The following is a 24,807-nucleotide window of genomic DNA, read 5'->3' as shown; positions in this document are numbered from 1 at the left end:
GGGGGGGGGGGGGGCGGGCCCCCCCCCCCCCCGGGCGGACGAACTGCTCGACCAGTTCGGGCTCGACCACGCGGCCGACCGCGCCGCGGGCACCTACTCCGGTGGCATGCTGCGCCGCCTGCACCTGATGGCCTCACTGATCGTGTCTCCGCCGCTGCTCTTCCTCGACGAGCCCACGACCGGCCTCGACCCCCGCAGCCGTATGGACATGTGGTCGGCGGTACGCGAGCTGGTGGGCAACGGCACGACCGTACTGCTCACCACCCAGTACCTGGACGAGGCGGACCGCCTCGCCGACCACATCGCCGTCATGGACGCGGGGCACGTCGTCGCCACCGGCTCCCCCGACACACTCAAGGCCGCCATCGGCGGCCGGGTGGACGTCGTAGCGGCCGAGGAGCAACTCGCTGACGCGGCCCGGGCGATGGAGGTGCTGACGGGCGGCCGACCGGCCGTCGACCGGGCCGGGCGACTGATCAGCACGCCCACCGCCCGGCCCGTCACCCTGCCCGACGTCGTCCGCGCCCTCGACGCGGCCGGCGTGACGGCGGAGGACATCACCATGCGCCGCCCCACCCTCGACGAGGTCTTCCTCACCCTCACCGACCGCACCAGCCCGGACACCACCACCGGCACCCACCCCTCGGAGAGCAACGCCTCATGAGCGAACTGGACTTCCGGGCCGCCCCGCCGACCGGGCTGCCGCGCCTCCGCTGGGCGCTGACCGACGGCATCACCCTGGTGCGGCGCAACCTCGTCCACCTGTGGCACGCACCCGGCGCACTCGTCTCCACCCTCGCGGTGCCGATCGTCTTCATCGTGCTGTTCGGCTATGTCTTCGGCAGCGCCATCGCCGTGCCGGGCGGCGGCAATTACCGTGAGTTCCTGATGCCGGGCCTCTTCATGATGCTGTCGGTCAGCGGGATCATGGCCACGTCCGCGGCCATCGCCCGCGACGCCCAGCAGGGCATCATGGACCGCTTCCGGTCCATGCCGATGGCCCGCTCCGCCGTTCCGTTCGGGCAGACCGGCGCGGACATGCTGATCGGCGCCCTGGAGATGGCCACCATGGTCGTCTGCGGCCTCGCGGTGGGCTGGCGGGTGCACAACGGCGTACTGTCCGCCGTCGGCGGCTTCGCCGTATTGATCCTCTTCCGGTACGCCATGACATGGCTCGGCGCGTACATCGGCCTACTGGTGAAGAACGAGGAGACGTCCGACCACATGGTGATGATGATCTTCCCCATCTCCATCATCTCCAACACCTTCGTCCCGACCGACGGCATGCCCGCCTGGCTCCGGACCATCGCCGACTGGAACCCGGTGAGCGCGGCGGTCGCCGCCTGCCGCCGACTGTTCGGAAACCCGGGAATCCCCTCCCAGCACGCCGCCTGGCCACTGGCCCACCCGGTGTTCACAACGATCGCGTGGTCCGTGACCCTCCTCGCCGTCTTCGTCCCCCTCGCGGTGCGTCGCCACCACCAGGCGGGCCGCTGACCACCTGTCTCCCAGCAGCGAACGATCTGTGCCACGCGTATCTCGGCGAGTTCAACCAGGCAGTGGACCGCATAACGGAAGCAATCGAGACATGCCACGCAAACGACCGACCACCGGGCGCCATCGGCCCCCCGGCCAACCGTGCCATGGCCCGACACCGCCTCGGCCACTACGGTGGGCGACCCATCCCTGGAGGCCGACAGCCTGATCACCCTCGGCTCCGTACGCGGCTTGCGCCACCAGGAAGCCGACTACAGAACAGCGGGAGAGTTCTCGGCCCGGCCCGGCCGGTGCCCTCGACTCTGCCGATCGTGGTGCTCTCGCGGCTACGCCATCACTGTCCAAGATCACTTCGCCGCCCGATCACGCAGCGACCACACCAGTCCCGGCGGAGCGCCAGGAGCTCTCTCCGGACGTCCTCACGCCACGCAGGCCTAGGGGAACCCCAGGGAGAGAGGTCGCCCGCAAACCCGATGAATCAGGGCTCCAGAAGCTACCGCAGCACGAAAATAGCCCCTCTGATCCGCGTTTCCGCAGGTCAGAGGGGCTATCACAGGTGGAGCCTAGGGGAGTCGAACCCCTGACATCTGCCATGCAAAGACAGCGCTCTACCAACTGAGCTAAGGCCCCGGAAGAGAAGCGTCCAGCCGGAGGAACCGCATTCCGGAGGGCGCCGCAGACCAGAGTACCGGGTCGCCCCCCGTATCTCGCAAAAAGATTGGGGGTCCCGACGAACGACCACTCTCCGTAAGATGCTCGGCGTGGTTCGCTACAGCGAACCACGGTTCATGGGGAAGCGATGGGGAGACGCAATGGACGCCGCACAGCAGGAAGCCACCGCAAGAGCGCGGGAACTGCAGCGGAACTGGTACGGGGAGCCGCTGGGGGCGCTCTTCCGTAAGCTCATCGACGATCTTGGTCTCAACCAGGCTCGTCTCGCGGGGGTACTGGGACTGTCCGCACCGATGTTGTCGCAGCTGATGAGCGGCCAGCGGGCGAAGATCGGCAATCCCGCCGTGGTCCAGCGGGTGCAGCTGCTGCAGGACCTGGCGGGGCAGGTCGCGGACGGCAGCGTGAGCGCGGCCGAGGCCACCGAGCGCATGGAGGAGATCAAGAAGTCTCAAGGGGGATCGGTGCTCAGCAACACCACACAGACGACGAGCAGTTCGGGGGCGCCCACGGTCAAGCGGGTGGTCCGCGAGATCCAGTCGCTGCTGCGCTCGGTGGCTGCCGCGGGAGACATCATCGAAGCCGCGGACACTCTCGCCCCGACCCACCCGGAACTGGCAGAGTTCCTCCGGGTGTACGGCGCCGGACGCACCTCCGACGCGGTCGCGCACTACCAGTCCCACCAGAACTGACCCCGAGGCCCGGTTCGCCGAAGGGGGTTCGGCAGCCGGGTCGGCGGCCCGCGTCCTGACGGGCGCGCAGCAGGCCGGGGAGGCGGGGGTCCGCCATGGCGGCACGGGGGAGCCCGCCAATGCGGTCGAGCGAGGGGGAGTCGTATCGCTCGTGGAGGGGGAGGCAAGGGGGGTAACCGAAGGGGGAGGAGCGACGCACAGCCATGGGTGAGGTCTTCGCCGGCCGGTACGAACTGGTCGATCCGATCGGACGCGGGGGCGTCGGCGCCGTCTGGCGTGCCTGGGACCACCGCCGTCGTCGGTATGTGGCCGCCAAGGTGCTGCAGCAGAGCGACGCGCACTCGCTGCTGCGGTTCGTCCGCGAACAGGCGCTGCGGATCGATCACCCCCATGTACTCGCGCCCGCCAGCTGGGCCGCCGACGACGACAAGGTCCTGTTCACCATGGACCTGGTGGCCGGCGGTTCGTTGGTCCACCTCATCGGGGACTACGGCCCCTTGCCGCCCTCTTTCGTCTGCACGCTCCTCGATCAGCTCCTCGCCGGGCTGGCCGCGGTGCACGCGGAGGGCGTCGTCCACCGCGACATCAAGCCTGCCAACCTGCTCCTGGAGGCCACCGGCACGGCGCGTCCGCGGCTACGCCTGTCCGACTTCGGCATCGCCATGCGCCTGGGCGAGCCCCGGCTGACCGAGACCAATCTCGTGGTGGGGACGCCCGGTTACCTCGCGCCCGAGCAACTCATGGGCGCGGAACCGGACTTTCCGGCCGACCTGTTCGCCGTAGGGCTGGTGGCGCTGTATCTGCTGGAGGGCGCCAAGCCGGATGCCAAGGCGCTCATCCAGTACTTCGCCGCGCACGGAACTCCCAGTGCGCCCAAGGGCATTCCTGAGCCGCTGTGGCAGGTCGTGGCCTCGCTGGTGCAGCCGGATCCGCATGCGCGGTTCCGCACGGCCACGGGGGCGCGCAAGGCCCTCGCCTCGGCCGCGGAGCTCCTGCCGGAACCCGGCCCCGACGACGAGATGATCGAGATCTTCGACCAACTCGGGCCACTGCCACCGGGGTACGCGCAGGAGGGGCCGCTGAAACCGGCTCCGGGGGTCGAAGGGGGCCGGAGCGGTTCCCGGCAGTTCGGCACGGGTGCCCGTGCGGGTTCGGGTGCGGGTTCCGGAACCGGTGGGACGGGTGGCGGCTCCGGATCGGCGGGTGGCGGCCCGGGAGGGGCAGGTGTCGGGCCGGCAGGCAGCGGCATCGGCTCCGCACCGCTGGGCGGTGGGTCCGGGTCGTTCGGCACCGGATCCGGCCCCGCGTCGAGCGATCCGCGCCACGGCGTGGCCGGGCCGACCCCAGCCTCTGGGGTGACGGCGTCCCAGTCCATGCCTGCTCCGCGGACACCCCCGCCTCCACCCCCGCCCGGATTCCGACCGCAGGCTGCCCAGGAGCCGTCCGTCCCCTCGCGGCCCGGCGACGGCAGCGGGCCCGGCAGCATGTCGGACACCGGCAGCTTCCATCTGCCACCGCCTCAGGACACCGGCTCCACTCCTCAAACGCCCAGGCCACAGCCACATGCGCAGCCACGGGCGAAGGCCCAGGCCCAGGCCCACCAGGACGCCGAGCACCACTCCGCTCGCTTCTCCCCCTACGACACCACCCACGTCCTGTCCTCCCCCCATTCGCACACACCGCAGTACCCGGCCCAGCCCTCGACGCCGACGCAACACCAGCACGTCGATGCCCCTACTGCTTCGTACACCGCCCAGAGCCCGCAGGTTCCACCTTCGGCACCCTCAGTTCCGCAGCCGCACCGCCATGGCGGCCGCCGAGCCGCCCGCCGCGCCGCACGCCGCCCCGGTCCGCCTGCCAAGGTGACGGTCCCGCTCCTGCTGCTGGCCCTGGCCTGCTACGCCGTGGGGTTCTGGGCGCTGGCCCACATCTGACATTGCCGAGCCGCCGAGGGCCCCGAGCCGACGGACCCTGCCGAGCTCAATCCCTGGGGCCCTCGGCCCTCGGGTTTTCTGGGATTCGAGGCCCCTGGAGTTCGGAGCTTCCGGGATTCGAGGCTTCCGGGATTCGAGGCCCCTGGGATTCGACGCTTCTGGAGGTTCAGGGCGACAGAGCATGCGCATCCCCGCAGACAAAAACCCGCAGCTCCCCCCACCCCCCACCAGACCACAGGCCCGCCCGGCCCCACCAACTACCAGGCCCCAACCCTCCGCCGCGCCACCACAGCCCACACCCCCAGCACCACCAACACCACAGTCCCGGCCCCGATCCCACTCACCGCGAGTACGGTCATCGCGGCGTCGTCACCGTCACCCCCGACCGCACCCCCCGCAGCCGCCGCCCGATCGCCCGCCGAAACCTCGAAGACGCCCTCCGGCTCGGGCTTCCCCGCATACTCGGGCCCGGGCTGCGCCGTACCCTCCACCTGCACGCTCAGCGTCAGCCCGAGCGGCCCTTCGCCGTACTTCTCGGCCACCTCGGCAGCGAGGTGCACCACGAGGTAGTAGGCCCCCGCGAACCGCACGTTGCTGGTCCCGTCGGGGATGGCGTACCGGTTCTCGTAAGCGACCGGCGGCAGGGGATCGAGTTCGACGGCCCGTCGGCGGCCTTGGTAGCCGGTGCTCGCGTCGTCGACGAGGCCGCGCGCGGGGTTGTAGAGCGCGACGGCCAAGGCGCTGCTCACGTTGCGGTCGCCGCTGCTCGAATCGCCCAGTTCGGCGGTGGCGTACAGCTGGCGGCCCCAGTCGAGGGGGACCTTGTAGAAGAGCGATTGGCCGGGCTTGATGTCGGAACTCCAGAGGCCCTGGCCGACGGTTGCCGCCGAGGCGAAGCCGGAGCCTCCCGCACGGCGCACGCTCTCGCCGGTGAGGGGGTCCGGTGTGGCGGAGTTCCAGGCCTCGGGGGCGCTCGTCGCACCGGTCTGCTTCAGGGGCGGCTCCGAGGTGGTGAAGAGCTCCAGGTCCCAGGCGCCCGGCGCGGAGTCCGCCCTAGCGACGCGTTTGACGATCACGCGGTAGGTACCGGCGCTCTTGCAGCGAGGGCGGCTGCCGGAGACCTCGCGGGCGGCCCACACCGCGATCGGGCGGGCGCTGCCGACGAGGCCGAAGGTCTTCGATTCGGAGGAGCAGGAATGACCTTCCGTGTCCTCCACGGCCACCTTGATGCCGTCGTTCGCGGGGACGTCGCCGGGAGGGGGGACCGCCGTCACGGAGATGTACGTGTCGGACGTGGCGTCGAGATCGAGGCTGTAGTAGATCTCTCCGCTGCTCGGCAGGGAGCTCTTGTACGTCGCGCCGGGCGCGAGGGGCGGGGCGTCCGTCGGGCTCGTCGCACCCGTGACGGGACGGGCGTCCGGCGCGAAGGCGTAGGAGCTCGGGATCCCGGCCGCGAGCGCGGGGTGGCCCGGCAGGGCGGCCGACGTACCCACCAGCAGCGCCGCTCCTACGAGGGCGGCACGCGCGCGTGCCGAGCGCAGGGGATGAGCACGCCGCACCCTCTCGCGGCGCCACCACGCCATACGCCGCCGCCCCATCACGCGCCACCCCTCGTTGTCACCGGAACATGGCCGCGCCTGGCCATGGACGTCACCGATCCGTGGCCCTCACCGGACCACGGACGTCGCCCATCCTGCCCAGCCCGGCCGCGCGTCACCCACGCATTCCGTACGGCCGTCCGAAACGCCCGGGTCTAAGGCATCCGACCGGCCCCTGCAACTCGAAGCCACGCCACTGCACAGCGCCCCGCACCACAGAAGCCGCCGGCAGGAAGGAGCCTGGACACACAAAACCCCGACCGCAGCGGCGGCCGGGGTCTGCTTCAGATTCCGATGTAGTGGCTCACGAACCCGTGGGCACGGAGTCAGTCGCCTCCGTCCACAGATCCTGCTCGGCGCGATCCGCCTGGATCTGGCGGTACACGAGGAGCCCGCCGATGGCGGCCAGTGCGACCAGGAGAAGCTTCTTCACCGCGCGACCTCGTCTTTCCTTGACGTAGGGGACCTCTGGCGCCCGACTATACACACCGACCGATACCGATCGGTGACCTACGTCGGGCCTCAACTGCCGTCCGGAACAGCGCAGTAGAAGCGGATGGCGCCGCTCCGATCGGAGGGTGATCACATCCCGACAGACAGTGACTTTGCCCCCCTTCCTGGCGCTTCCCGCAACTTCAGGCACTTTCCGGGCTTCTTTCCTCCATCCGAGTGGTGTTCATCTGAAGATCGACGCGCCACGGGCGTCGGTCCATGACTTCGCGGCCCCCATACACATCATGAGGAAAGTACGCAAATCGCCCAACCCGAAAGTGAGGGACCATGGCCAGGAACAAGGTCATGAACCTGTGGACCACCATCGTCACCGCCTTCCTCGCGCTGTTCACGGCGCTCGGATTCGTCACGACCAGCTCCGCCGCACCCGTCGCGCACACCGAGACGTCGCGCAGGACCGGCAGCGACGACAGCGACCGCAACACCCAGGTGACGGTCCCGGCGACGCCCCAGTGGGCCTGGTCCTACGCCAGATCGCTGCCCCCCACGATGAAGCAGCGCATCCGAGCCGAGGCGCACGGCAGGACCCCCGGCTGCCGCCACCGCCCGCTCACGGAATCGGAAACGGCCACGGCCACCTCGGACACCGGTGGATGCGATTCCGCCGCCGACCCGGACCGGCCCCTCGTACCGCACCAGCGCTGACCCGCCGGCTCACCCCGAACCGAACCGTCAGCACTCTGCTCCGACTGCAGCGTCTCTTATCCAGACAGCACCGTCACAGCAAGCTTGCGTACACAGCACCGCTCAAGCAGTACCGCTCAGGCAGTACGTTCCTGCAGCACCGCATGCCGTTCCTCCTTGCCGTACCGCTTCACGACGCCATGCCGTAGTTCTCATGACGTCGGCCCCCACGGCGAACCTCATCCCCCTCCGACGATGTGCCGGAGGTAGGCCCCCGGGTCGTTGAGGTAGCGCCGCCAATGGTCGACGAGCTCCAGATCCCGCCAGCCGGCGGGACGCATTCCGTGGTCGCCCACCTCGATGATCTCGGCGCCGGGCAGCGCCGTCAGCACGGGTGAGTGCGTGGCGCAGATGATCTGCGCACCGGAACGCCCCAGTTCATGCAGCAGCCCGACGAGTTGAAGACAGGAAGCGAAGGACAGCGCGGCCTCGGGCTCGTCCAGGACGTACAGTCCCGGCTCCCGGAACCGCTCGCGGAAGGCCATCAGAAAGCCCTCGCCGTGGCTCATCTCGTCCACGGCCCCGGACAGCCTTCCCGTCTGCTGCTCCCGGCCCAGCGCGTCCAGCGCCGTCTCCGCCCGCAGGAAGAAGCCTCTGCGGCGCGTACGAGGCCCGCGCAACATTCGACGCCCGGCCGCTGTCGCCTCGAAACGTATCCGCCCGCCCAGTGCCGAAGGCTCACGCCAACTGGCGTACCGGTAGCCCGCGGATCCGCCCCAGGAATCCAGGCCGAACCCCTCCGCCAGTGCCTCGACCAGGGTCGACTTGCCCGAGCCGTTCTCCCCCACCAGGAACGTGACCGGCGCGGTGAACCTGAGGCCGTCGTCCAGCAGTTGCCGCACACACGGCACCGACCACGGCCACTGGCTGCCCTCCTCCAGCTCGCCCTCGGCGACATGCGCGTAGGCCCGTTCCACGATCATGCCGCCAGGCTCTCATCCGGCACTGACAACCGCCCTGCCACCGCAGACGTCAGAACCCCCAACCGTGATCGGTTGGGGGTTCTCGCGCAACTCAGCGTACTGACGGGCTTCTGATGGATCCGGGCGTCCGGGACGCTCAGCCGCCGTACTCGATCGCCACGCCGCCGACGCCGGTGCTCCACGGGGCGCCGCAGCCGATACCGATACTGCTGCTCGTGCCCGGCGTCACATATACCCAGTTCGAGTAAGCGTCGGCGGACCAGCCGCAGATGGCGCGTACGGAGAACGCGTGCAGCTGCGTCCCGGGGTTGTAGCAGTTGCCGTAGGCGACATTGTCCGCGATCCAGGTGTTGCACTGCAGCACGTTGCCCTCCGCGGCCGCCGCGGGTGAGGCGGTCGCGAGACCGACTCCGCCGGCGAGAGCGATCCCCGCTGTTCCGGTGACGAGTGCGCGCTTCCAGAGGCTCTTCATGGCCTGCCCTTCTTCTGCTCCGGCCCGTGCCGAGGCGTTTGGATCAGTGAAGGCCACGAGAGCTCCGGCGGGTACCTGAGACGTCCGAGGGTGCCGGTACTGAGGATGCCGGTACCGGGACCGCCCACCTGACCTGGCCCGCGCCGGTTGATGTCACCCGGTGACGTCAAAGGCCCCCAACCATGACCGGTTGGGGGCCTTCTCGATGTGGGGCTAACAGGATTTGAACCTGTGGCCTCATCCTTATCAGGGATGCGCTCTAACCAACTGAGCTATAGCCCCGCCGCGCTCTGCGGTGTGTGTCCCGCGCGCTGACTCCTGAAGATTAGCGCACGAGGTGGGCAGTCCCAAAATCGGTTGTCGGAGCTCCGTCAGGGGAGGTTTGAAACCGCCATGGGGCGGCTACGGTCACTCGTCCTCCGCGAGCGTCAGCTCGACGCCGCCCACGAAGCCGGCGGACAGGTTGTAGATGAACGCGCCGAGTGTCGCCAGCGCCGTGGCGAGGACGACGTCGATGACGGCGATGATCGACGTGAACATCAGCACGTGCGGCAGCGACAGGAAGGACTGCAGGTCGAAGCCGTTCGACTCGTTCGAGCCGGTCGCCTCGGAGATCGTGCCGCCGACCGTCGAGAAGACGCCCATCGCGTCCATGACCATCCACAGGACGGCCGAGGCGACGATGGTGCAGATGCCGAGCGCGATGGAGAGCAGGAAGCTGACCTTCATCACCGACCACGGGTCGGCCTTGGCCACCCGCAGGCGCGCCTTGCGGGTGCGGGGCGCCGTACGCGCCCCTGTGCGCGGCTTGCGCGTCGTGCTCGCCGGAGCGGGCGTCTGGTAGGCCTGCGGCGGGTGGTAGGGCCCGGCGGCCTGCTGCGACTGCCGTTCCCCGGGCAGCGGCGACGTCGACGGCGCGTGGGCCGGCGGCTGCGCCACCGCGGGCTGGGGCTGGGCGCCCGGAGCCGCGCCGGCCGCATACTGCTGGGTCTGCGAGCCTCGGGTGTCCGTCACGGTTCCCCCCTGGGATCCAGGTGCGTCGGGCGAGGGCGAGTTCTTCGCAGGCGGCTTGACCGCTTTCAGCTGGGTGGTGTGCGTGTCCGCAGCCTGCGCGGCGGAGCCACGGCCGCCGCCGTCCGTGTCCTTACCGGCCGTAGGACCGGTCGAGGTACCGGACGATCCGGCGCCCGTGGCTCCGCTCACGATCACTCTCTCCTCGCGCTACTCGGACGAGGGTGCCGCACCCTCGTCCGTGCCGGTGGCCGCGGCATCGTCAGCGGTCTCGTCGACGGCCACGTCACCGTCGACCTCCTCCGCCTCGCGCCCCGCCTCGGCGTTACGTGCGATGCCGACCACGGCATCGCGCTTGCCCAGGTTGATCAGTTGGACGCCCATGGTGTCACGGCCCGTCTCCCTGACCTCGTTGACTCGCGTACGAATCACACCGCCGCCCAGCGTGATGGCGAGGATCTCGTCGGTCTCCTCGACCACCAGCGCACCGACGAGTGATCCGCGGTCCTCCACGATCTTGGCGGCCTTGATTCCGAGGCCACCGCGACCCTGGACGCGGTACTCGTCGACGGGGGTCCGCTTCGCGTACCCGCCGTCGGTGGCAGTGAACACGAACGTACCGGTTCGAACAACATTCATCGAGAGCAGCTCGTCTCCCTCACGGAAGCTCATGCCCTTGACACCGGACGTGGCGCGGCCCATGGGACGCAGCGACTCGTCCGTGGCCGTGAACCTGATCGACTGCGCCTTCTTGCTGATCAGAAGCAGATCGTCGTCGGCCGAGACCAGTTCGGCGCCGATCAGTTCGTCGTCGGAACCGTCCTCGCGCTCACGCAGGTTGATCGCGATCACACCGCCGGAGCGGGGCGAATCGTAATCCTTCAGCGAGGTCTTCTTCACAAGTCCGGCCTTCGTGGCGAGCACCAGGTACGGCGCCGCATCGTAGTCGCGGATGGCGAGGATCTCGGCGATGGCCTCGTCCGGCTGGAAGGCCAGCAGGTTGGCGACGTGCTGTCCACGCGCGTCACGGCCGGCGTCCGGGAGCTCGTACGCCTTCGCCCGGTACACGCGGCCCTTGTTGGTGAAGAACAGCAGCCAGTGGTGCGTGGTCGAGACGAAGAAGTGGTCGACGATGTCGTCTTCCTTCAGCTTCGTGCCGCGTACGCCCTTGCCGCCGCGCTTCTGCGCCCGGTAGTCGACGGTCTTGGTGCGCTTGACGTAACCGCCGCGCGAGACCGTGACGACGATGTCCTCCTCGGCGATCAGGTCCTCGATGGACATGTCACCGTCGTAGGGCACCAGCATGGTCTTGCGGTCGTCGCCGTACTTCTCGACGATCGCGGCGAGTTCGGAGCTGACGATGCCACGCTGGCGGACCGGCGAGGCCAGGATCTCGTTGTACTCGGTGATCTTCGCCTGGAGCTCGTCGTGCTCCTGGATGATCTTCTGGCGCTCCAGGGCGGCCAGTCGGCGCAGCTGCATCTCAAGGATGGCGTTGGCCTGGATCTCGTCGATCTCCAGGAGCTCCATCAGGCCCCCGCGCGCGATCTCGACGGTGTCACTGCGCCGGATCAGCGCGATGACCTCGTCGATGGCGTCCAGGGCCTTCAGCAGGCCGCGCAGGATGTGCGCCCGCTCCTCGGCCTTGCGCAGCCGGAACTTCGTACGGCGGACGATGACCTCGATCTGGTGCGTCACCCAGTGCCGGATGAACGCGTCCAGGGAGAGGGTGCGCGGGACGCCGTCGACGAGCGCCAGCATGTTGGCGCCGAAGTTCGTCTGCAGGTCCGTGTGCTTGTAGAGGTTGTTGAGTACGACCTTGGCGACCGCGTCCCTCTTGAGCACGATGACGAGGCGCTGACCGGTGCGGGACGACGTCTCGTCACGGACGTCCGCGATGCCGCCGATCTTGCCGTCCTTCACCAGGTCGGCGATCTTCTGCGCGAGGTTGTCGGGGTTGACCTGGTAGGGCAGCTCCGTGACCACCAGGCACTGGCGGTTCTGGATCTCCTCGACCTCGACGACCGCGCGCATGGTGATCGAACCGCGGCCGGTGCGGTACGCCTCCTCGATGCCCTTACGGCCCACCACAAGGGCGCCCGTCGGGAAGTCGGGGCCCTTGATGCGCTCGATGAGGGCATCCAGGAGCTCCTCGTGCGAGGCCTCCGGGTTCTCCAGGTACCACTGGGCGCCGGCCGCGACCTCACGCAGGTTGTGCGGCGGGATGTTGGTGGCCATGCCGACCGCGATACCGGCCGAGCCGTTGATCAGCAGGTTCGGGAAGCGGGCCGGCAGGACGGTCGGCTCCTGGGAGCGGCCGTCGTAGTTGTCCGTGAAGTCGACGGTCTCCTCGTCGATGTCACGGACCATCTCCATCGACAGCGGCGCCATCTTGCACTCGGTGTAGCGCATGGCCGCCGCCGGGTCGTTGCCCGGAGAGCCGAAGTTGCCGTTGGAGTCGACGAGCGGCATGCGCATCGACCACGGCTGGGCGAGACGGACCAGGGCGTCGTAGATCGAGGAGTCGCCGTGCGGGTGGTAGTTGCCCATGACGTCGCCGACCACGCGCGCGCACTTGTAGAAGCCACGCTCGGGGCGGTAGCCGCCGTCGTACATGGCGTACAGGACGCGGCGGTGGACGGGCTTGAGGCCGTCACGGACGTCGGGCAGCGCGCGGGACACGATGACGGACATCGCGTAGTCCAGGTACGAGCGCTGCATCTCCGTCTCAAGCCCGACGGGCTCGACACGCAGGGTCTGTCCCTCGTCAGGCGTGACAGGAGTGTTCTCGTCGGTCATTGCTGGTGAAGGTCCTTCCTGGTGCGGTCAGCTGAGACCGACTCAGATGTCGAGGAAGCGGACGTCCTTGGCGTTGCGCTGGATGAACTGGCGCCGGGCCTCGACGTCCTCGCCCATGAGGACCGAGAACAGGTCGTCGGCCTGGGCGGCGTCGTCGAGGGTGACCTGGCCGAGGACGCGGTGCTCCTGGTCCATGGTCGTGATGCGCAGTTCCTCGGCGTTCATCTCGCCGAGACCCTTGAAGCGCTGGATCGAGTCCTCGCGGACGCGCTTGCCGCGCTGACGGCCCATCTCCAGAAGCGCGTCGCGCTCGCGGTCGGAGTACGCGTACTCGACCTCGTCCCGGCCCCACTTGATCTTGTAGAGCGGGGGACGGGACAGGAACACGTGCCCGGCCTCGACCAGCGGCCGCATGAAGCGGAACAGGAAGGTCAGCAGCAGGGTGTTGATGTGCTGGCCGTCGACGTCGGCGTCCGCCATCAGGATGATCTTGTGATAGCGCAGCTTCTCGATGCCGAAGTCCTCGTGGACTCCGGTGCCGAAGGCCGAGATCAGCGCCTGGATCTCCTGGTTCTGCAGGATCTTGTCGATCCGCGCCTTCTCGACGTTGAGGATCTTTCCTCGGATCGGGAGGATCGCCTGGTACTCCGGGTTGCGGCCGGACTTGGCCGAGCCGCCGGCGGAGTCACCCTCGACGATGAAGATCTCGCACTTGATGGGGTCGTTCGACTGGCAGTCGGAGAGCTTGCCCGGCAGGGACGCCGTCTCCAGCAGACCCTTGCGACGCGTCAGGTCACGGGCCTTGCGGGCCGCCACGCGCGCGGTGGCCGCCTGGATGCCCTTGCGGATGATGTCCGCCGCCTCGTTCGGGTTGCGGTCCAGCCAGTCCGCGAGGTGCTCGTAGACGACCTTCTGTACGAAGGTCTTCACCTCGGTGTTGCCCAGCTTGGTCTTCGTCTGGCCCTCGAACTGCGGCTCGCTCAGCTTCACCGAGATGATCGCGGTCAGACCCTCGCGGATGTCGTCACCCGTGAGGTTGTCGTCCTTCTCACGCAGCAGCTTCTTGTCGCGCGCGTACTTGTTGATCAGCGAGGTCAGCGCGGCACGGAAGCCCTCTTCGTGCGTACCGCCCTCGTGGGTGTGGATGATGTTGGCGAAGGAGTAGACGCCCTCGGTGTAGCTGCTGTTCCACTGCATCGCCACTTCGAGGGAGAGGCTCCGCTCCTTGTCCTCGGCCTCAAGGTCGACGACGGTGGGGTGCACCACGTCTCCCTTGCGGGAGTTGAGGTACTTCACGAAGTCGACGATGCCGCCCTCGTAGTGGTAGTCGACCGACCTGACCTCGGCCTTCTCGTCGGCACCCGCCTCGTCCGCCCCCGACGTCGCCTTGGCCGACTCGCGTTCGTCAGTGAGTTTGATCCGCAAACCCTTGTTGAGGAACGCCATCTCCTGGAAGCGCCGCGAGAGCGTCTCGAAGGAGTAGTCGGTGGTCTCGAAGATGTCCGGGTCGGCCCAGAAGGTGACCGAGGTGCCGTGCTCCTCGGTGGCCTCGTGCTGGGCGAGCGGGGCGGTCGGGACACCGAGCTTGTAGTCCTGCGTCCAGCGGTAGCCGTCGGTCTTGACCTCGACGGCGACCTTCGTCGACAGGGCGTTCACCACGGACACGCCGACGCCGTGCAGACCGCCGGAGACCGCGTAGCCGCCGCCGCCGAACTTGCCACCCGCGTGCAGCACGGTCAGCACGACCTCGACGGCCGGCTTGCCCTCGGACGGCACGATGCCCACCGGGATGCCACGGCCGTTGTCGACGACCCGGACGCCGCCGTCGGCGAGGATCGTCACGTCGATCGTGTCCGCGTGCCCGGCCAGCGCCTCGTCGACGGAGTTGTCGACGACCTCCTGCACGAGGTGGTGCAGTCCGCGCTCGCCGGTCGAACCGATGTACATACCGGGTCGCTTGCGAACCGCGTCCAGACCCTCAAGGACGGTGATGGCGCTGGCGTCGTACGAGGCGGTGACCTCGCCATTCGACGAGGTCACCGCGCCGTCGGCGCCGGCGTCGGTGGACGGGATGTTCTCGTTGGGGTTGCCGGAATCGGCCACGAAGCGCCCTTTCTGGCACAGCACTAGCCAGGCTCGCCGGCGGGTTGCCGGAGCGGCTGCGGCATGTTGCGTTGGTAAGCCTTGATCAGCGTTGCTCAGCTTTTCCCGGACGGTCCCCACGTTTGGGGCGGGATTGGCCTCCAGTCTACCGGTAGCGCCGACAGTGATGGGGGTTTGCCGGTACCTGAGTCCGCATGTGCCGCCCTGAACCCGGCTCGGCCGACTCCCGATATGCGGATGGGGTCTCCGAGAGGCTCACGGAGCCACTCAGCGCTTCCGGCCGTCAACCCTTGGCTACTTCGGAGTCAGGTCACGATTCGCCACCGCGTGCGGCCGTACGACGAGGAGGCCGCCGGCGGTATGTCGTGACCGCGGACGACGATTGATGTGATGTCGGTCACCTGTGGCTGACGGGGCCGTCAGGACTGCTGTGACGAGGGTTTCGGGGTAGCCGGAGGGCGCGGTTCACCGGCCCTCGCGGGGTCCTCGCAGCCGGGTCCGGCCGGTCCGATCAGCCGTAGGTGTCGCCGGGCCCCGTGCTGCCCGGAGCGCGCAGCGGGCCGTACCGGCGGGCGGGGCCACCGGGACCCTGCACCTTGATCTGGCGCACCGCGCCATGGCCCAGGTCCTCGTTGAGGCGGGCGACCAGCGTCGGGGCGAGCAGCCGCAGGTTCGTCGCCCAGGCCGTCGAGTCACAGCGCACGACCAGGATCCGCTCGTCCTCGTCGTACTTCTCCGGCACACAGTGCTTGGCGACGTCCTCGCCGACGATCTGCGGCCAGCGGCCCATCACCCCGCCCACCGCGGCCGGAGTCTCCCAACCCCGCTCGGTGATCAGCCGGTTGATGGCAGCGCCGAGCGCCAGAGGGTCGCGTCCGTCGGCCCGCGCGCCGGAACGCAGGCCGCCCCCGCGCCGCGCCTGTTTCGTCTGCCGAGCCGCGTCCCCACGCGCGCGTGCCTGCTCCTTGGCCGCCCTGAGCGCCACGCGCGCGAGGTCGACGCCGGAGGGTTCAGGGGCCTTCTTGGGAGCGTCGGGTGCGTCCCCGGACGGGTTCTCGGACGGGTTCTCGCTCATACGCGCTCCACCGTCCCCTCGGACACCGCGTACCGCGCCCCTGCCAGCACATGCGGTACGTCGTCGTCGACCGCGGCCGTGACCAGCACCTGCTCACCGGGGGCCACCAGCTCGGCCAGACGCTCGCGGCGCCGGGCGTCCAGCTCGGCGAAGACATCGTCCAGGACCAGCACCGGCTCGTTCCCCTCGGCCCTCAACAGGTCGTAGGACGCCAGGCGCAGCGCCAGCGCGTAGGACCAGGACTCGCCGTGCGAGGCGTATCCCTTGGCGGGCAACTGACCGAGTTTGAGAATCAAATCGTCCCGATGAGGGCCTACGAGCGTCACGCCACGCTCGATCTCCTGCTTGCGTGCCTCGGCGAGCGCCGCCATCAGCTGCTCGAAGAGATCCTCACGCGTGTGTGCCTCGCCGGGAGCCGACGGCTTGTAGTCCAGGGCGACAGGGCCGCCGCCGGGGGCCAGCTGCTCGTACGCCTTGTCGGCCAGCGGCTGGATCGTCGCGATCAGGTCCAGGCGCTGGGCGAGCAACTCGGCACCCACGCGCGCGAGGTGCTGGTCCCAGACGTCGAGCGTGGACAGGTCCATCGTGCGGCCGCCATGACGGCGGGCCAGCGCGGCCGTCTTGAGAAGGGTGTTGCGCTGCTTGAGCACCCGCTCGTAGTCGGAGCGCACGCCCGCCATGCGCGGGGAGCGCGCGGTGATCAGCTCGTCGAGGAAACGGCGCCGCTCCCCGGGGTCGCCCTTGACCAGGGCGAGATCCTCCGGGGCGAACAGGACAGTCCGCACGATGCCGAGCACGTCGCGGGGTCTGACCTGCGAGGACCTGTTGATACGGGCCCGGTTGGCCTTGCCGGGGTTCAGCTCCAGCTCGACCAGCTGCTGCCGTTCGCCCTGCCGTACCTGCGCCCGGATGACCGCCCGGTCGGCGCCCATGCGGACGAGGGGGGCGTCGGAGGCGACACGATGGCTGCCGAGGGTGGCCAGATAGCCGACGGCCTCGACGAGGTTCGTCTTGCCCTGGCCGTTGGGGCCGACGAAGGCGGTGACGCCCGGATCGAGCGGAACCTCGACCCGGGGGTACGAGCGGAAGTCGGCCAGCGACAGATGCGTGACGTGCATGGTCGTTCGCCGACCTCCCCCAACGTGGTACTTCGGGCTCCCCCGGCTCATCCACGGCCTGTGGACAACCGGGCCACCCCCGAGGGTGCCAGGTCGGCATCCCCAGGGTGTGGATTACTTCCTCCCGGGCTCTTCGCGCTCCCGGGCCTTTCTCGGACTACCTCTTCTCGACCGCGTGGCCGCCGAACTGGTTCCGCAGCGCCGCGATCATCTTCATCTGCGGCGAGTCCTCCTGACGGGAGGAGAACCGCGCGAACAGCGACGCGGTGATCGCCGGCAGCGGCACCGCATGGTCGATGGCGGCTTCCACAGTCCAGCGTCCCTCACCGGAGTCCTGTGCAAAACCCTTCAGCCTGTCCAGGTGCTCGTCCTCGTCGAGGGCGTTCACCGTCAGGTCCAGCAGCCAGGAACGGATGACCGTGCCCTCCTGCCAGGAGCGGAAGACCTCCCGGACGTCGGTCACGGAGTCGACCTTTTCCAGCAGCTCCCAGCCCTCGGCGTAGGCCTGCATCATGGCGTACTCGATGCCGTTGTGGACCATCTTGGCGAAGTGCCCCGCGCCGACCTTGCCGGCGTGCACCGCACCGAAGTCGCCCTTCGGCTTCAGGGCGTCGAAGACCGGCTGCACCTTGGCGACGTTCTCCGCATCGCCGCCGTACATCAGCGCATAGCCGTTCTCCAGGCCCCAGACGCCGCCGGAGACACCGCAGTCCACGAAGCCGATGCCCTTGGCCGCCAGCTCCTCGGCGTGCCGCTCGTCATCCGTCCAGCGCGAGTTGCCGCCGTCCACGACGACGTCACCGGGCTCCAGCAGTTCGGCCAGCTCGTCGATGGTCGACTGGGTCGGCGCGCCCGCCGGGACCATCACCCAGACCACGCGCGGGCCCGAAAGCTTGCCCACAAGTTCTTCCAGGCTGTGGACATCCGCGAGGTCCGCGTTGCGGTCGTATCCGACGACGGTGTGGCCTGCGCGGCGGATCCGCTCGCGCATGTTGCCGCCCATCTTGCCGAGGCCGACGAGACCGAGCTCCATCAGTTGTTTTCCTTAGGTCGCTGTGTGGCGTGCGGGGTGCCCTCGCACCCCTGGGGCACCTGCGTACCCCGGTCCGAGCCTAAACCCGGACGCACGCGCACATCCGTGGGCATACGCGCTCAGACGTACGCCCTCACCTGCGGATTTCCCCACAGGCCGGGACCGCTCCGGCCACAACCTGTGGACAACGCCCGGTCGGACCGCGACCGCTCAGCCGCTCAGCCGCACCGGCATGATCAGGTACTTGTAGGCCTCGTCCGCCTCGGCGTCCAGCGCGGGCTTGCCGCTCAGCAGCGCCGGCTTCGTGGACGTCGTGAACGACAGCTGGGCCACCGGGGAGTCGATGGCGCTCAGGCCGTCCAGCAGGAACGTCGGGTTGAAGGCGATCGAGATGTCGTCGCCCTCCAGCTGCGCGTCGACCCTTTCCACAGCCTGTGCGTCATCGCTGGAGCCGGCCTCCAGGATCAGCACGCCCTGCTCGAAACTGAGCCGCACCGGGGTGTTGCGCTCGGCGACCAGGGCCACACGCTTGACAGCCTCCACGAAGGGGGCGGTCTCGATCACGGCGACGGAGTTGAACTCGGTCGGGAACAGCGTGCGGTACTTCGGGAGGTCGCCCTCCAGCAGACGGGTCGTCGTACGGCGGCCCGCGCCCTCGAAACCGATCAGGCCCTCACCCGAGCCCGAGCCGGACAGCGCCAGAGTCACACTGTCACCGCTGGTCAGCGCCTTGGCGGTGTCCAGGAGCGTCTTGGCGGGCACCAGGGCGACCGCGGAGGCCTCCGGGTTCTCCGGCTTCCACAGGAACTCCCGGACCGCGAAGCGGTAGCGGTCGGTGGAGGCCAGCGTCACCGTGTCGCCCTCGATCTCGATGCGCACACCGGTCAGGACGGGCAGCGTGTCGTCACGGCCGGCGGCGATGGCCACCTGGGCGGCCGCGGAGGCGAAGACCTCGCCGGGGACGGTGCCCGTGGCGTTCGGCATCTGCGGCAGGGCCGGGTACTCCTCCACAGGCAGTGTGTGGAGTGTGAACCGCGAGGAGCCACAGACCACGGTCGCCCGTACACCGTCTGTGGAAATCTCCACCGGGCGGTTGGGGAGAGCGCGGCAGATGTCGGCGAGCAGTCGGCCGGAGACGAGGACCGTGCCCTCCTCCTCGACCTCCGCTTCGACCGACACGCGCGCGGAGACCTCGTAGTCGAATCCGGAGAGGCTCAGCGCACCCTCCTCGGCCTTCAGCAGGAGGCCGGCGAGGACCGGCGCCGGCGGACGGGCCGGGAGGCTGCGCGCCGCCCAGGCCACTGCCTCCGCGAGTACGTCGCGTTCCACCCGGATCTTCACTGTTGCCGCCTCCTGCTGTTGCCGGCGCTTCTCGGCCTGCCTGGCTTCGTCGTCTGTCTCGGTGTCGTCCGCCCCAGTGAGGGGAAGGACACCGGGAACAGTCTGACGCACCCCACTGACAGTAGGTGCCTCTCGGGGTCAAGTCGTGACGAGGGGCAGCCGGGAGCCGGACAGCGAGTTGTGCACAGGACCCTCTTCGAAACGAATTCCCAGCTCTCTCTAGTTGGGAGTAGTAGTAGGGCCTGTGGATACCGTGGATAACCACGTTTGCCCAGCTCAGAGCCGAGATTTTGTCCACCGGGCCTGTGGGTGACGGCAGTGGACAACTGGGTGTCTCTGTGGAGAACGGAAAGTTCTGCACACCCCATGCACAGCCTGAGGCGACTTCTCCCCAGCGCCGTCCCCAGCTTTACCCACCTTTCCCACAGCCCAACCTGGCAACTTCATGTGACGGCTTTCACTCGACTCGGTGAGGAGGCGCGTCGGGTTGCCGAACAGTGGACAGCGATGTGGAGAAGCCGCCGATCACTGGGGACAACCGGCCCCAACCTGTGGGTTGCCCGTGGACAACTTGATGCACAGCCTGTGGATCTCCGCTCTGTCCACAGTCTGTGGAGATCGTTCGTCCACGAATCCACACCCGGGTGACCTGGTCTGATGGTCTTTCAACAGGCATCCCTGTGGACACAGTCTGGACAACTTCCCAGTCCCCAGGGTGTGGACGGGAAAAACTCACCGAATCTGTGGAGAGTGGCCGTAACTCGGCAGCTATTCGAACAGCCGACGAGCGTGGCATGACGAAGGGCGCCCCCGGAATCTCCTCCGGGGGCGCCCTCGGCGTCGTACGCAGCCTCGTCCGGCCGTCTGTGGGCTGTCTGCGGGACGTCTGCAGACCGGCTCAGTCAGCCGTTCTTGATGCGGTTCGTCAGCTCGGTGACCTGGTTGTAGATGGAGCGCCGCTCGGCCATCAGATTGCGGATCTTCCGGTCGGCGTGCATCACCGTGGTGTGGTCGCGGCCGCCGAACAGCGCGCCGATCTTCGGCAGCGAGAGGTCCGTCAGCTCACGGCAGAGGTACATGGCGATCTGGCGGGCCGTGACCAGCTGGCGGCCGCGGGAGCTGCCGCAGAGGTCCTCGACGGTGAGACCGAAGTAGTCGGCGGTGGCGCTCATGATGGCCGTCGAGGTGATCTCCGGCGTCGCGTCGTCGCCGCCGGGGATCAGGTCCTTCAGGACGATCTCCGTCAGGCCGAGGTCCACCGGCTGCCGGTTGAGCGACGCGAACGCCGTCACCCGGATCAGCGCGCCCTCCAGCTCGCGGATGTTGCGCGAGATGCGGGAGGCGATGAACTCCAGGACCTCCGGCGGGGCGTTGAGCTGCTCCTGGACCGCCTTCTTGCGCAGGATCGCGATACGCGTCTCCAGCTCGGGCGGCTGGACGTCGGTGATCAGGCCCCACTCGAAACGGTTCCGCAGCCGGTCCTCCAGCGTGACCAGCTGCTTGGGCGGCCGGTCGCTGGAGAGGACGATCTGCTTGTTGGCGTTGTGGAGCGTGTTGAACGTGTGGAAGAACTCCTCCTGCGTCGACTCCTTGTCCGCCAGGAACTGGATGTCGTCGACGAGCAGGATGTCCATCTCGCGGTAGCGCTTGCGGAAGCTGTCGCCCTTGCCGTCGCGGATGGAGTTGATGAACTCGTTGGTGAACTCCTCCGAGCTCACGTACCGCACGCGCGTGCCCGGGTAGAGGCTGCGCGCGTAGTGCCCGATCGCGTGCAGCAGGTGGGTCTTGCCGAGGCCCGACTCCCCGTAGATGAAGAGGGGGTTGTACGCCTTCGCCGGTGCCTCGGCGACGGCGACCGCGGCCGCGTGGGCGAAGCGGTTGGAGGCGCCGATGACGAATGTGTCGAAGAGGTACTTCGGGTTCAGTCGCGCGGTGGGCTCACCGGGTCCGGGCGCCGGCGCGGGCTGCGCGGCGAGCGGACCGGGGGCGCCGGTGGTGGGCAGGTTGGCGCCGACCGGTCCGCCGCGGTGCACATGGCCGGAGCCGGAGGGCGGCTCGGGCAGGTCGCGGCGGCTGTCACGGTCGTAGTCGGGGCGCGGCTGGTCGTAGTCGGGCCGCTGCTGCTCGTAGTCGGGGCGGTGGCCGTCGTAGGAAGGCCGCTCCATCGGCTGCGGGCGGTAGTCCTGGGAGGGCGGGCCGTAGGACTCCTGTGAGTAGGAGTCCTGTGCGTAGGAGTCCTGCGACGGCGATGCGTACGGGTCCCGTTCCGGGAAGCCGAGTCGCTGCTGCTGCCAGCCGTACTCGTCCTGCGTGGGGCGGGGCCAGCTGCCGGGTCCGGGCTCGGGGCGCTGGTACTCGCTCGGGTAGGCCGGGCGGGCGGTGGGCAGCGGGTCGGCGGGGGCGCCGGGCCTGTGGTCGTCGTTGCGACGGCGGCCGTAGCTGTCGTAGGAGGGGAGCTCGGGCTCCTCGTAGCGCGGCTGGGGCGGCGCGGGGGGTACCGGCGGGGCCGGGGGTTCGCCGGCGGTGTCGTCGACGGTGATGGCGATGCGGATGGGACGCCCGCATTCGCGGCTCAGGGTCTCGCTGACGATCGGGGCCAGGCGGCCCTCCAGTACGCCCTTCGCGAACTCGTTCGGTACGGCGAGCAGAGCGGTGTCGGCGACCAGCGCAAGCGGCTGGCAGCGCCGGATCCAGTGCTCGTCCTTGCCTTCCACACCTTGCCCGCGGCCCTCACCGAGAAGCTGCTCCAGTACTCGTGGCCACACTGCGGCAAGATCGGCAGGTACGTCAGCCACAGGGCACGCTCTCTCACGGGTCCCACGAACGTGTGATTGTGGGACGGGTCGGGATTCAATCGGATGGAGCCAGAATCAAGGGGACAAGGGAACGAATTGGAGTCCAGCCACGGTAGTCAGGGCGGCGGGTGCGGTTCAAGTTGTTGTCCCCAGCCTGTGGATAGTGTCTCCCCGTGCCCCCTGGTTTGACCGGATGGCGTAGCCGCGCGTACCGTAACCAGGTCGAGTTGTCGATGGCTGCTGCCGCCTGCCTCCGATGGGCACAGATCGCGTAAAGGTGATCGGTAAGCGGTGCACTCGGGCGTAACGCGAGCTTCTCGTGGGCGCACGGTGACAGCCAGGACGGCACCCGCAAACCCCGATTTATTTCTGGAGCCCCCGAGTGAGCAAGCGCACCTTCCAGCCGAACAACCGTCGTCGCGCGAAGACCCACGGCTTCCGCCTGCGGATGCGTACCCGTGCCGGCCGCGCGATTCTCGCGAACCGCCGTAGCAAGGGTCGCGCCAGCCTGTCCGCCTGATTCTGATCAGGTCATGACGTCGTGCTGCCTACCGAGCATCGGCTGAGGCGGCGCGAAGACTTCGCGACCGCGGTACGACGAGGACGCCGGGCAGGACGCCAGCACCTCGTCGTCCACCTTCGTAGCGGTGCCACGGACCCGCACGCGCCTGGGGAGAGCGCTCCCCCGACGCGTGCGGGTTTCGTCGTGAGCAAGGCAGTGGGCGGCGCGGTCGTCCGCAACAAGGTGAAGCGCAGGCTTCGCCATCTGATGCGCGACCGAGTCGACCGGCTGCCCCCCGGTAGCCTGGTAGTCGTACGAGCGCTGCCCGGTGCGGGCGACGCCGACCATGCACAGCTGGCCCAAGACCTGGATGCCGCTCTGCAGCGGCTGCTGGGAGGGGGCGCGCGATGAAGTACCCACTGCTGGCTCTGATCAAGCTGTACCAGTGGACGATCAGTCCGCTGCTCGGGCCGGTGTGCAAGTACTACCCGTCGTGTTCGCACTACGGCTATACGGCCGTCGACCGGCACGGTGCGATCAAGGGCACGGCGCTCACTGCCTGGCGCATCCTGCGGTGCAACCCGTGGTCGCTGGGCGGTGTGGACCATGTCCCGCCGCGCAAGCGCCCGCGGTGGCACGAGATGCTGCGCAACGCGTGGCGCGCACGCAAGGGCGGGCCCTCCGCCGCCGAAACGGCCACCGAAGGACATAGTCCTTCGAGCCCGGCCGCAGAGACACCGTCCCATGCCCAAGGAGCATGATTAGTGGACACGATTGCCAGCCTCTTCAGCTTCATCACGACACCTGTCTCCTGGGTCATCGTCCAGTTCCACACGGTGTACGGCGCCATCTTCGGCCCCGACACCGGGTGGGCCTGGGGCCTGTCCATCGTGTCCCTGGTGATTCTGATCCGTATCTGCCTGATCCCGCTCTTCGTGAAGCAGATCAAGGCGACGCGGGCGATGCAGACGCTCCAGCCTGAGATGAAGAAGATCCAGGAGCGCTACAAGAACGACAAGCAGCGTCAGTCCGAAGAGATGATGAAGCTGTACAAGGAGACGGGCACCAACCCGCTCTCCTCGTGCCTTCCCATCCTGGCGCAGTCACCGTTCTTCTTCGCCCTGTACCACGTGCTCAACAGCATCGCGAACAACGACACCATCGGTGTCATCAACGAGAGCTTGCTGAAGAGTGCGCAGGAGGCGCATATCTTCGGGGCCCCGTTGGCCGCGAAGTTCACCGACAGCGCTGCCGATGTCGCCGCGCTCAACGCCTCGCTGACCACCGTCCGCATCGTCACCGCGGTCATGATCGTCCTGATGTCGGCGTCGCAGTTCTACACGCAGCGTCAGCTGATGACGAAGAACGTCGACACCACGGTGAAGACGCCGTTCATGCAGCAGCAGAAGATGCTGATGTACGTCTTCCCGGTCATGTTCGCCGTCTTCGGCATCAACTTCCCGGTCGGTGTCCTCGTCTACTGGCTGACCACCAACGTGTGGACCATGGGCCAGCAGATGTACGTGATCCACAACAACCCGACCCCGGGTTCCAAGGCGCAGGCCGCCTACCTGGAGCGCTTGACCAAGCACGTCACGAACCACGGCAAGACCCGCAGCCGTGGCGAGCGCGCCATCGTCAAGGCCATCGTCGCCAAGGGCCGCGACCGCAACGAGCACGAGCGCAAGTTCATCAACGGCCTGAGCAAGGCCGGTCTCGCCGCGCAGGCCGATGGCACCGTGGTGAAGAGCGAGGGCGCCGTCGCCACCGTGGCCGAGGACGGTACGCCGACCACCGCCGCGACTCCCAAGCGGCAGCAGCCCAAGCGGCAGTCCAAGGCCCAGCGTCAGTCCGGCACCTCGAAGGCTGCCGACGAGCCGATGTCGCTGGAGAAGTCCGAGGAGCCCGAGGACGCCAAGCCTGGAGCTGCCAAGAAGACCGCGCAGAAGCCCGGCAGCGGTGGCCGCAGCAAGGCCCAGTCCGGGCAGCGCAAGGGCGGCCCGCAGCGCCCCAAGTCCCCGTCCAAGAAGTAAGAAGGAGCCCATCCC

At 68.6% G+C, this 24,807-nt stretch carries 21 protein-coding genes and 2 tRNA genes; 9 read left to right on the top strand and 14 right to left on the bottom strand.

The window, feature by feature from the left end; all coding sequences use genetic code 11:
• Both POF73_RS16570 and POF73_RS16565 read left to right on the top strand, forming a co-directional pair.
• The coding region (locus POF73_RS16570) for an ATP-binding cassette domain-containing protein (RefSeq protein ID WP_272115840.1) at nucleotides 1–664 on the top strand (664 nt) is incomplete at its 5' end.
• Nucleotides 661–1,497 carry an ABC transporter permease gene (locus POF73_RS16565; protein WP_272115838.1) on the top strand — a complete coding sequence of 279 codons (837 nt, stop codon included), beginning with the start codon at nucleotides 661–663 and terminating at the stop codon, nucleotides 1,495–1,497. The genes POF73_RS16570 and POF73_RS16565, both read left to right, overlap by 4 nt.
• Nucleotides 1,498–2,054: 557 nt before the next feature.
• Here the strand turns inward: POF73_RS16565 and POF73_RS16560 are convergent.
• A tRNA-Ala gene (locus POF73_RS16560) sits at nucleotides 2,055–2,127 on the bottom strand.
• 182 nt (nucleotides 2,128–2,309) lie between these two features.
• Here POF73_RS16560 and POF73_RS16555 point away from each other — a divergent pair.
• Complete coding sequence (locus tag POF73_RS16555; RefSeq protein ID WP_272115836.1) at nucleotides 2,310–2,858, top strand: helix-turn-helix domain-containing protein; 549 nt, start codon at nucleotides 2,310–2,312, stop codon at nucleotides 2,856–2,858.
• Between the two features lie 203 nt (nucleotides 2,859–3,061).
• Nucleotides 3,062–4,792, top strand: coding sequence for a serine/threonine-protein kinase (locus tag POF73_RS16550; protein WP_272115834.1), 1,731 nt, complete (start codon nucleotides 3,062–3,064; stop codon nucleotides 4,790–4,792).
• A gap of 257 nt (nucleotides 4,793–5,049) precedes the next feature.
• Here the strand turns inward: POF73_RS16550 and POF73_RS16545 are convergent, their stop codons facing one another.
• Both POF73_RS16545 and POF73_RS16540 read right to left on the bottom strand, forming a co-directional pair.
• The gene (locus POF73_RS16545) at nucleotides 5,050–6,375 is read right to left on the bottom strand and encodes a hypothetical protein (protein WP_272115832.1); all 1,326 of its coding nucleotides are present in this window, start codon (nucleotides 6,373–6,375) and stop codon (nucleotides 5,050–5,052) included.
• A 319-nt stretch (nucleotides 6,376–6,694) separates the two neighbouring features.
• Nucleotides 6,695–6,823: a DLW-39 family protein gene (locus POF73_RS16540; RefSeq protein ID WP_003999697.1), complete on the bottom strand. Its 129-nt coding sequence runs from the start codon at nucleotides 6,821–6,823 to the stop codon at nucleotides 6,695–6,697.
• A 347-nt stretch (nucleotides 6,824–7,170) separates the two neighbouring features.
• Here POF73_RS16540 and POF73_RS16535 point away from each other — a divergent pair, with 347 nt between their 5' ends.
• Nucleotides 7,171–7,548, top strand: coding sequence for a DUF6344 domain-containing protein (locus POF73_RS16535; protein ID WP_272115818.1), 378 nt, complete (start codon nucleotides 7,171–7,173; stop codon nucleotides 7,546–7,548).
• Between the two features lie 218 nt (nucleotides 7,549–7,766).
• On the opposite strand, the gene POF73_RS16530 is transcribed toward POF73_RS16535, so the two are convergent.
• The 11 genes from POF73_RS16530 to dnaA form a co-directional block, all read right to left on the bottom strand.
• The gene (locus POF73_RS16530) at nucleotides 7,767–8,510 is read right to left on the bottom strand and encodes an AAA family ATPase (protein WP_272115816.1); all 744 of its coding nucleotides are present in this window, start codon (nucleotides 8,508–8,510) and stop codon (nucleotides 7,767–7,769) included.
• Between the two features lie 136 nt (nucleotides 8,511–8,646).
• The gene (locus POF73_RS16525) at nucleotides 8,647–8,982 is read right to left on the bottom strand and encodes a hypothetical protein (protein WP_051868088.1); all 336 of its coding nucleotides are present in this window, start codon (nucleotides 8,980–8,982) and stop codon (nucleotides 8,647–8,649) included.
• A 208-nt stretch (nucleotides 8,983–9,190) separates the two neighbouring features.
• Nucleotides 9,191–9,264, bottom strand: a tRNA-Ile gene (locus POF73_RS16520).
• A gap of 126 nt (nucleotides 9,265–9,390) precedes the next feature.
• Nucleotides 9,391–10,185, bottom strand: a complete 795-nt coding sequence (locus POF73_RS16515; protein WP_272115813.1) for a DUF3566 domain-containing protein — start codon at nucleotides 10,183–10,185, stop codon at nucleotides 9,391–9,393.
• Nucleotides 10,186–10,203: 18 nt separating this feature from the next.
• Nucleotides 10,204–12,792: a DNA gyrase subunit A gene (gene gyrA, locus POF73_RS16510; protein ID WP_272115811.1), complete on the bottom strand. Its 2,589-nt coding sequence runs from the start codon at nucleotides 12,790–12,792 to the stop codon at nucleotides 10,204–10,206.
• A 42-nt stretch (nucleotides 12,793–12,834) separates the two neighbouring features.
• Nucleotides 12,835–14,919 (bottom strand): DNA topoisomerase (ATP-hydrolyzing) subunit B, encoded by a 2,085-nt coding sequence (gene gyrB, locus POF73_RS16505; protein ID WP_272115809.1) that lies wholly within the window; start codon nucleotides 14,917–14,919, stop codon nucleotides 12,835–12,837.
• Nucleotides 14,920–15,406: 487 nt separating this feature from the next.
• Nucleotides 15,407–15,970 carry a DUF721 domain-containing protein gene (locus POF73_RS16500; protein ID WP_272115807.1) on the bottom strand — a complete coding sequence of 188 codons (564 nt, stop codon included), beginning with the start codon at nucleotides 15,968–15,970 and terminating at the stop codon, nucleotides 15,407–15,409.
• Nucleotides 15,967–17,088, bottom strand: coding sequence for a DNA replication/repair protein RecF (gene recF / locus POF73_RS16495; protein WP_272115805.1), 1,122 nt, complete (start codon nucleotides 17,086–17,088; stop codon nucleotides 15,967–15,969). Before recF ends, POF73_RS16500 begins: the two co-directional genes overlap by 4 nt.
• 157 nt (nucleotides 17,089–17,245) lie before the next feature.
• Nucleotides 17,246–18,121, bottom strand: a complete 876-nt coding sequence (gnd, locus tag POF73_RS16490; protein ID WP_272115803.1) for a phosphogluconate dehydrogenase (NAD(+)-dependent, decarboxylating) — start codon at nucleotides 18,119–18,121, stop codon at nucleotides 17,246–17,248.
• A gap of 210 nt (nucleotides 18,122–18,331) precedes the next feature.
• Nucleotides 18,332–19,462 carry a DNA polymerase III subunit beta gene (gene dnaN / locus POF73_RS16485; protein ID WP_272115852.1) on the bottom strand — a complete coding sequence of 377 codons (1,131 nt, stop codon included), beginning with the start codon at nucleotides 19,460–19,462 and terminating at the stop codon, nucleotides 18,332–18,334.
• A 902-nt stretch (nucleotides 19,463–20,364) separates the two neighbouring features.
• On the bottom strand, nucleotides 20,365–22,257 hold the full coding sequence (gene dnaA, locus POF73_RS16480) for a chromosomal replication initiator protein DnaA (protein WP_272115800.1): 1,893 nt from the start codon (nucleotides 22,255–22,257) through the stop codon (nucleotides 20,365–20,367).
• Nucleotides 22,258–22,639: 382 nt separating this feature from the next.
• On the opposite strand from dnaA, the gene rpmH reads away from it, so the two are divergent.
• Genes rpmH through yidC form a run of 4 tightly spaced genes read left to right on the top strand, consistent with a single transcriptional unit; the run spans nucleotide 22,640 to nucleotide 24,792 of the window.
• The gene (gene rpmH, locus POF73_RS16475; RefSeq protein WP_005482975.1) at nucleotides 22,640–22,777 is read left to right on the top strand and encodes a 50S ribosomal protein L34; all 138 of its coding nucleotides are present in this window, start codon (nucleotides 22,640–22,642) and stop codon (nucleotides 22,775–22,777) included.
• Between the two features lie 21 nt (nucleotides 22,778–22,798).
• Nucleotides 22,799–23,170, top strand: coding sequence for a ribonuclease P protein component (rnpA, locus tag POF73_RS16470; RefSeq protein ID WP_272115794.1), 372 nt, complete (start codon nucleotides 22,799–22,801; stop codon nucleotides 23,168–23,170).
• Complete coding sequence (yidD, locus tag POF73_RS16465; protein WP_272115792.1) at nucleotides 23,167–23,520, top strand: membrane protein insertion efficiency factor YidD; 354 nt, start codon at nucleotides 23,167–23,169, stop codon at nucleotides 23,518–23,520. Before rnpA ends, yidD begins: the two co-directional genes overlap by 4 nt.
• Nucleotides 23,521–23,523: 3 nt before the next feature.
• Nucleotides 23,524–24,792 carry a membrane protein insertase YidC gene (gene yidC / locus POF73_RS16460; RefSeq protein ID WP_272115790.1) on the top strand — a complete coding sequence of 423 codons (1,269 nt, stop codon included), beginning with the start codon at nucleotides 23,524–23,526 and terminating at the stop codon, nucleotides 24,790–24,792.
• Nucleotides 24,793–24,807: the final 15 nt, after the last annotated feature.

This window comes from Streptomyces sp. HD (genome assembly GCF_028369295.1).
Taxonomy (GTDB): domain Bacteria; phylum Actinomycetota; class Actinomycetes; order Streptomycetales; family Streptomycetaceae; genus Streptomyces.
The sequence above is the reverse complement of the archived record's forward strand: the minus strand, read 5'-3'. Positions and strand labels throughout refer to the sequence as shown.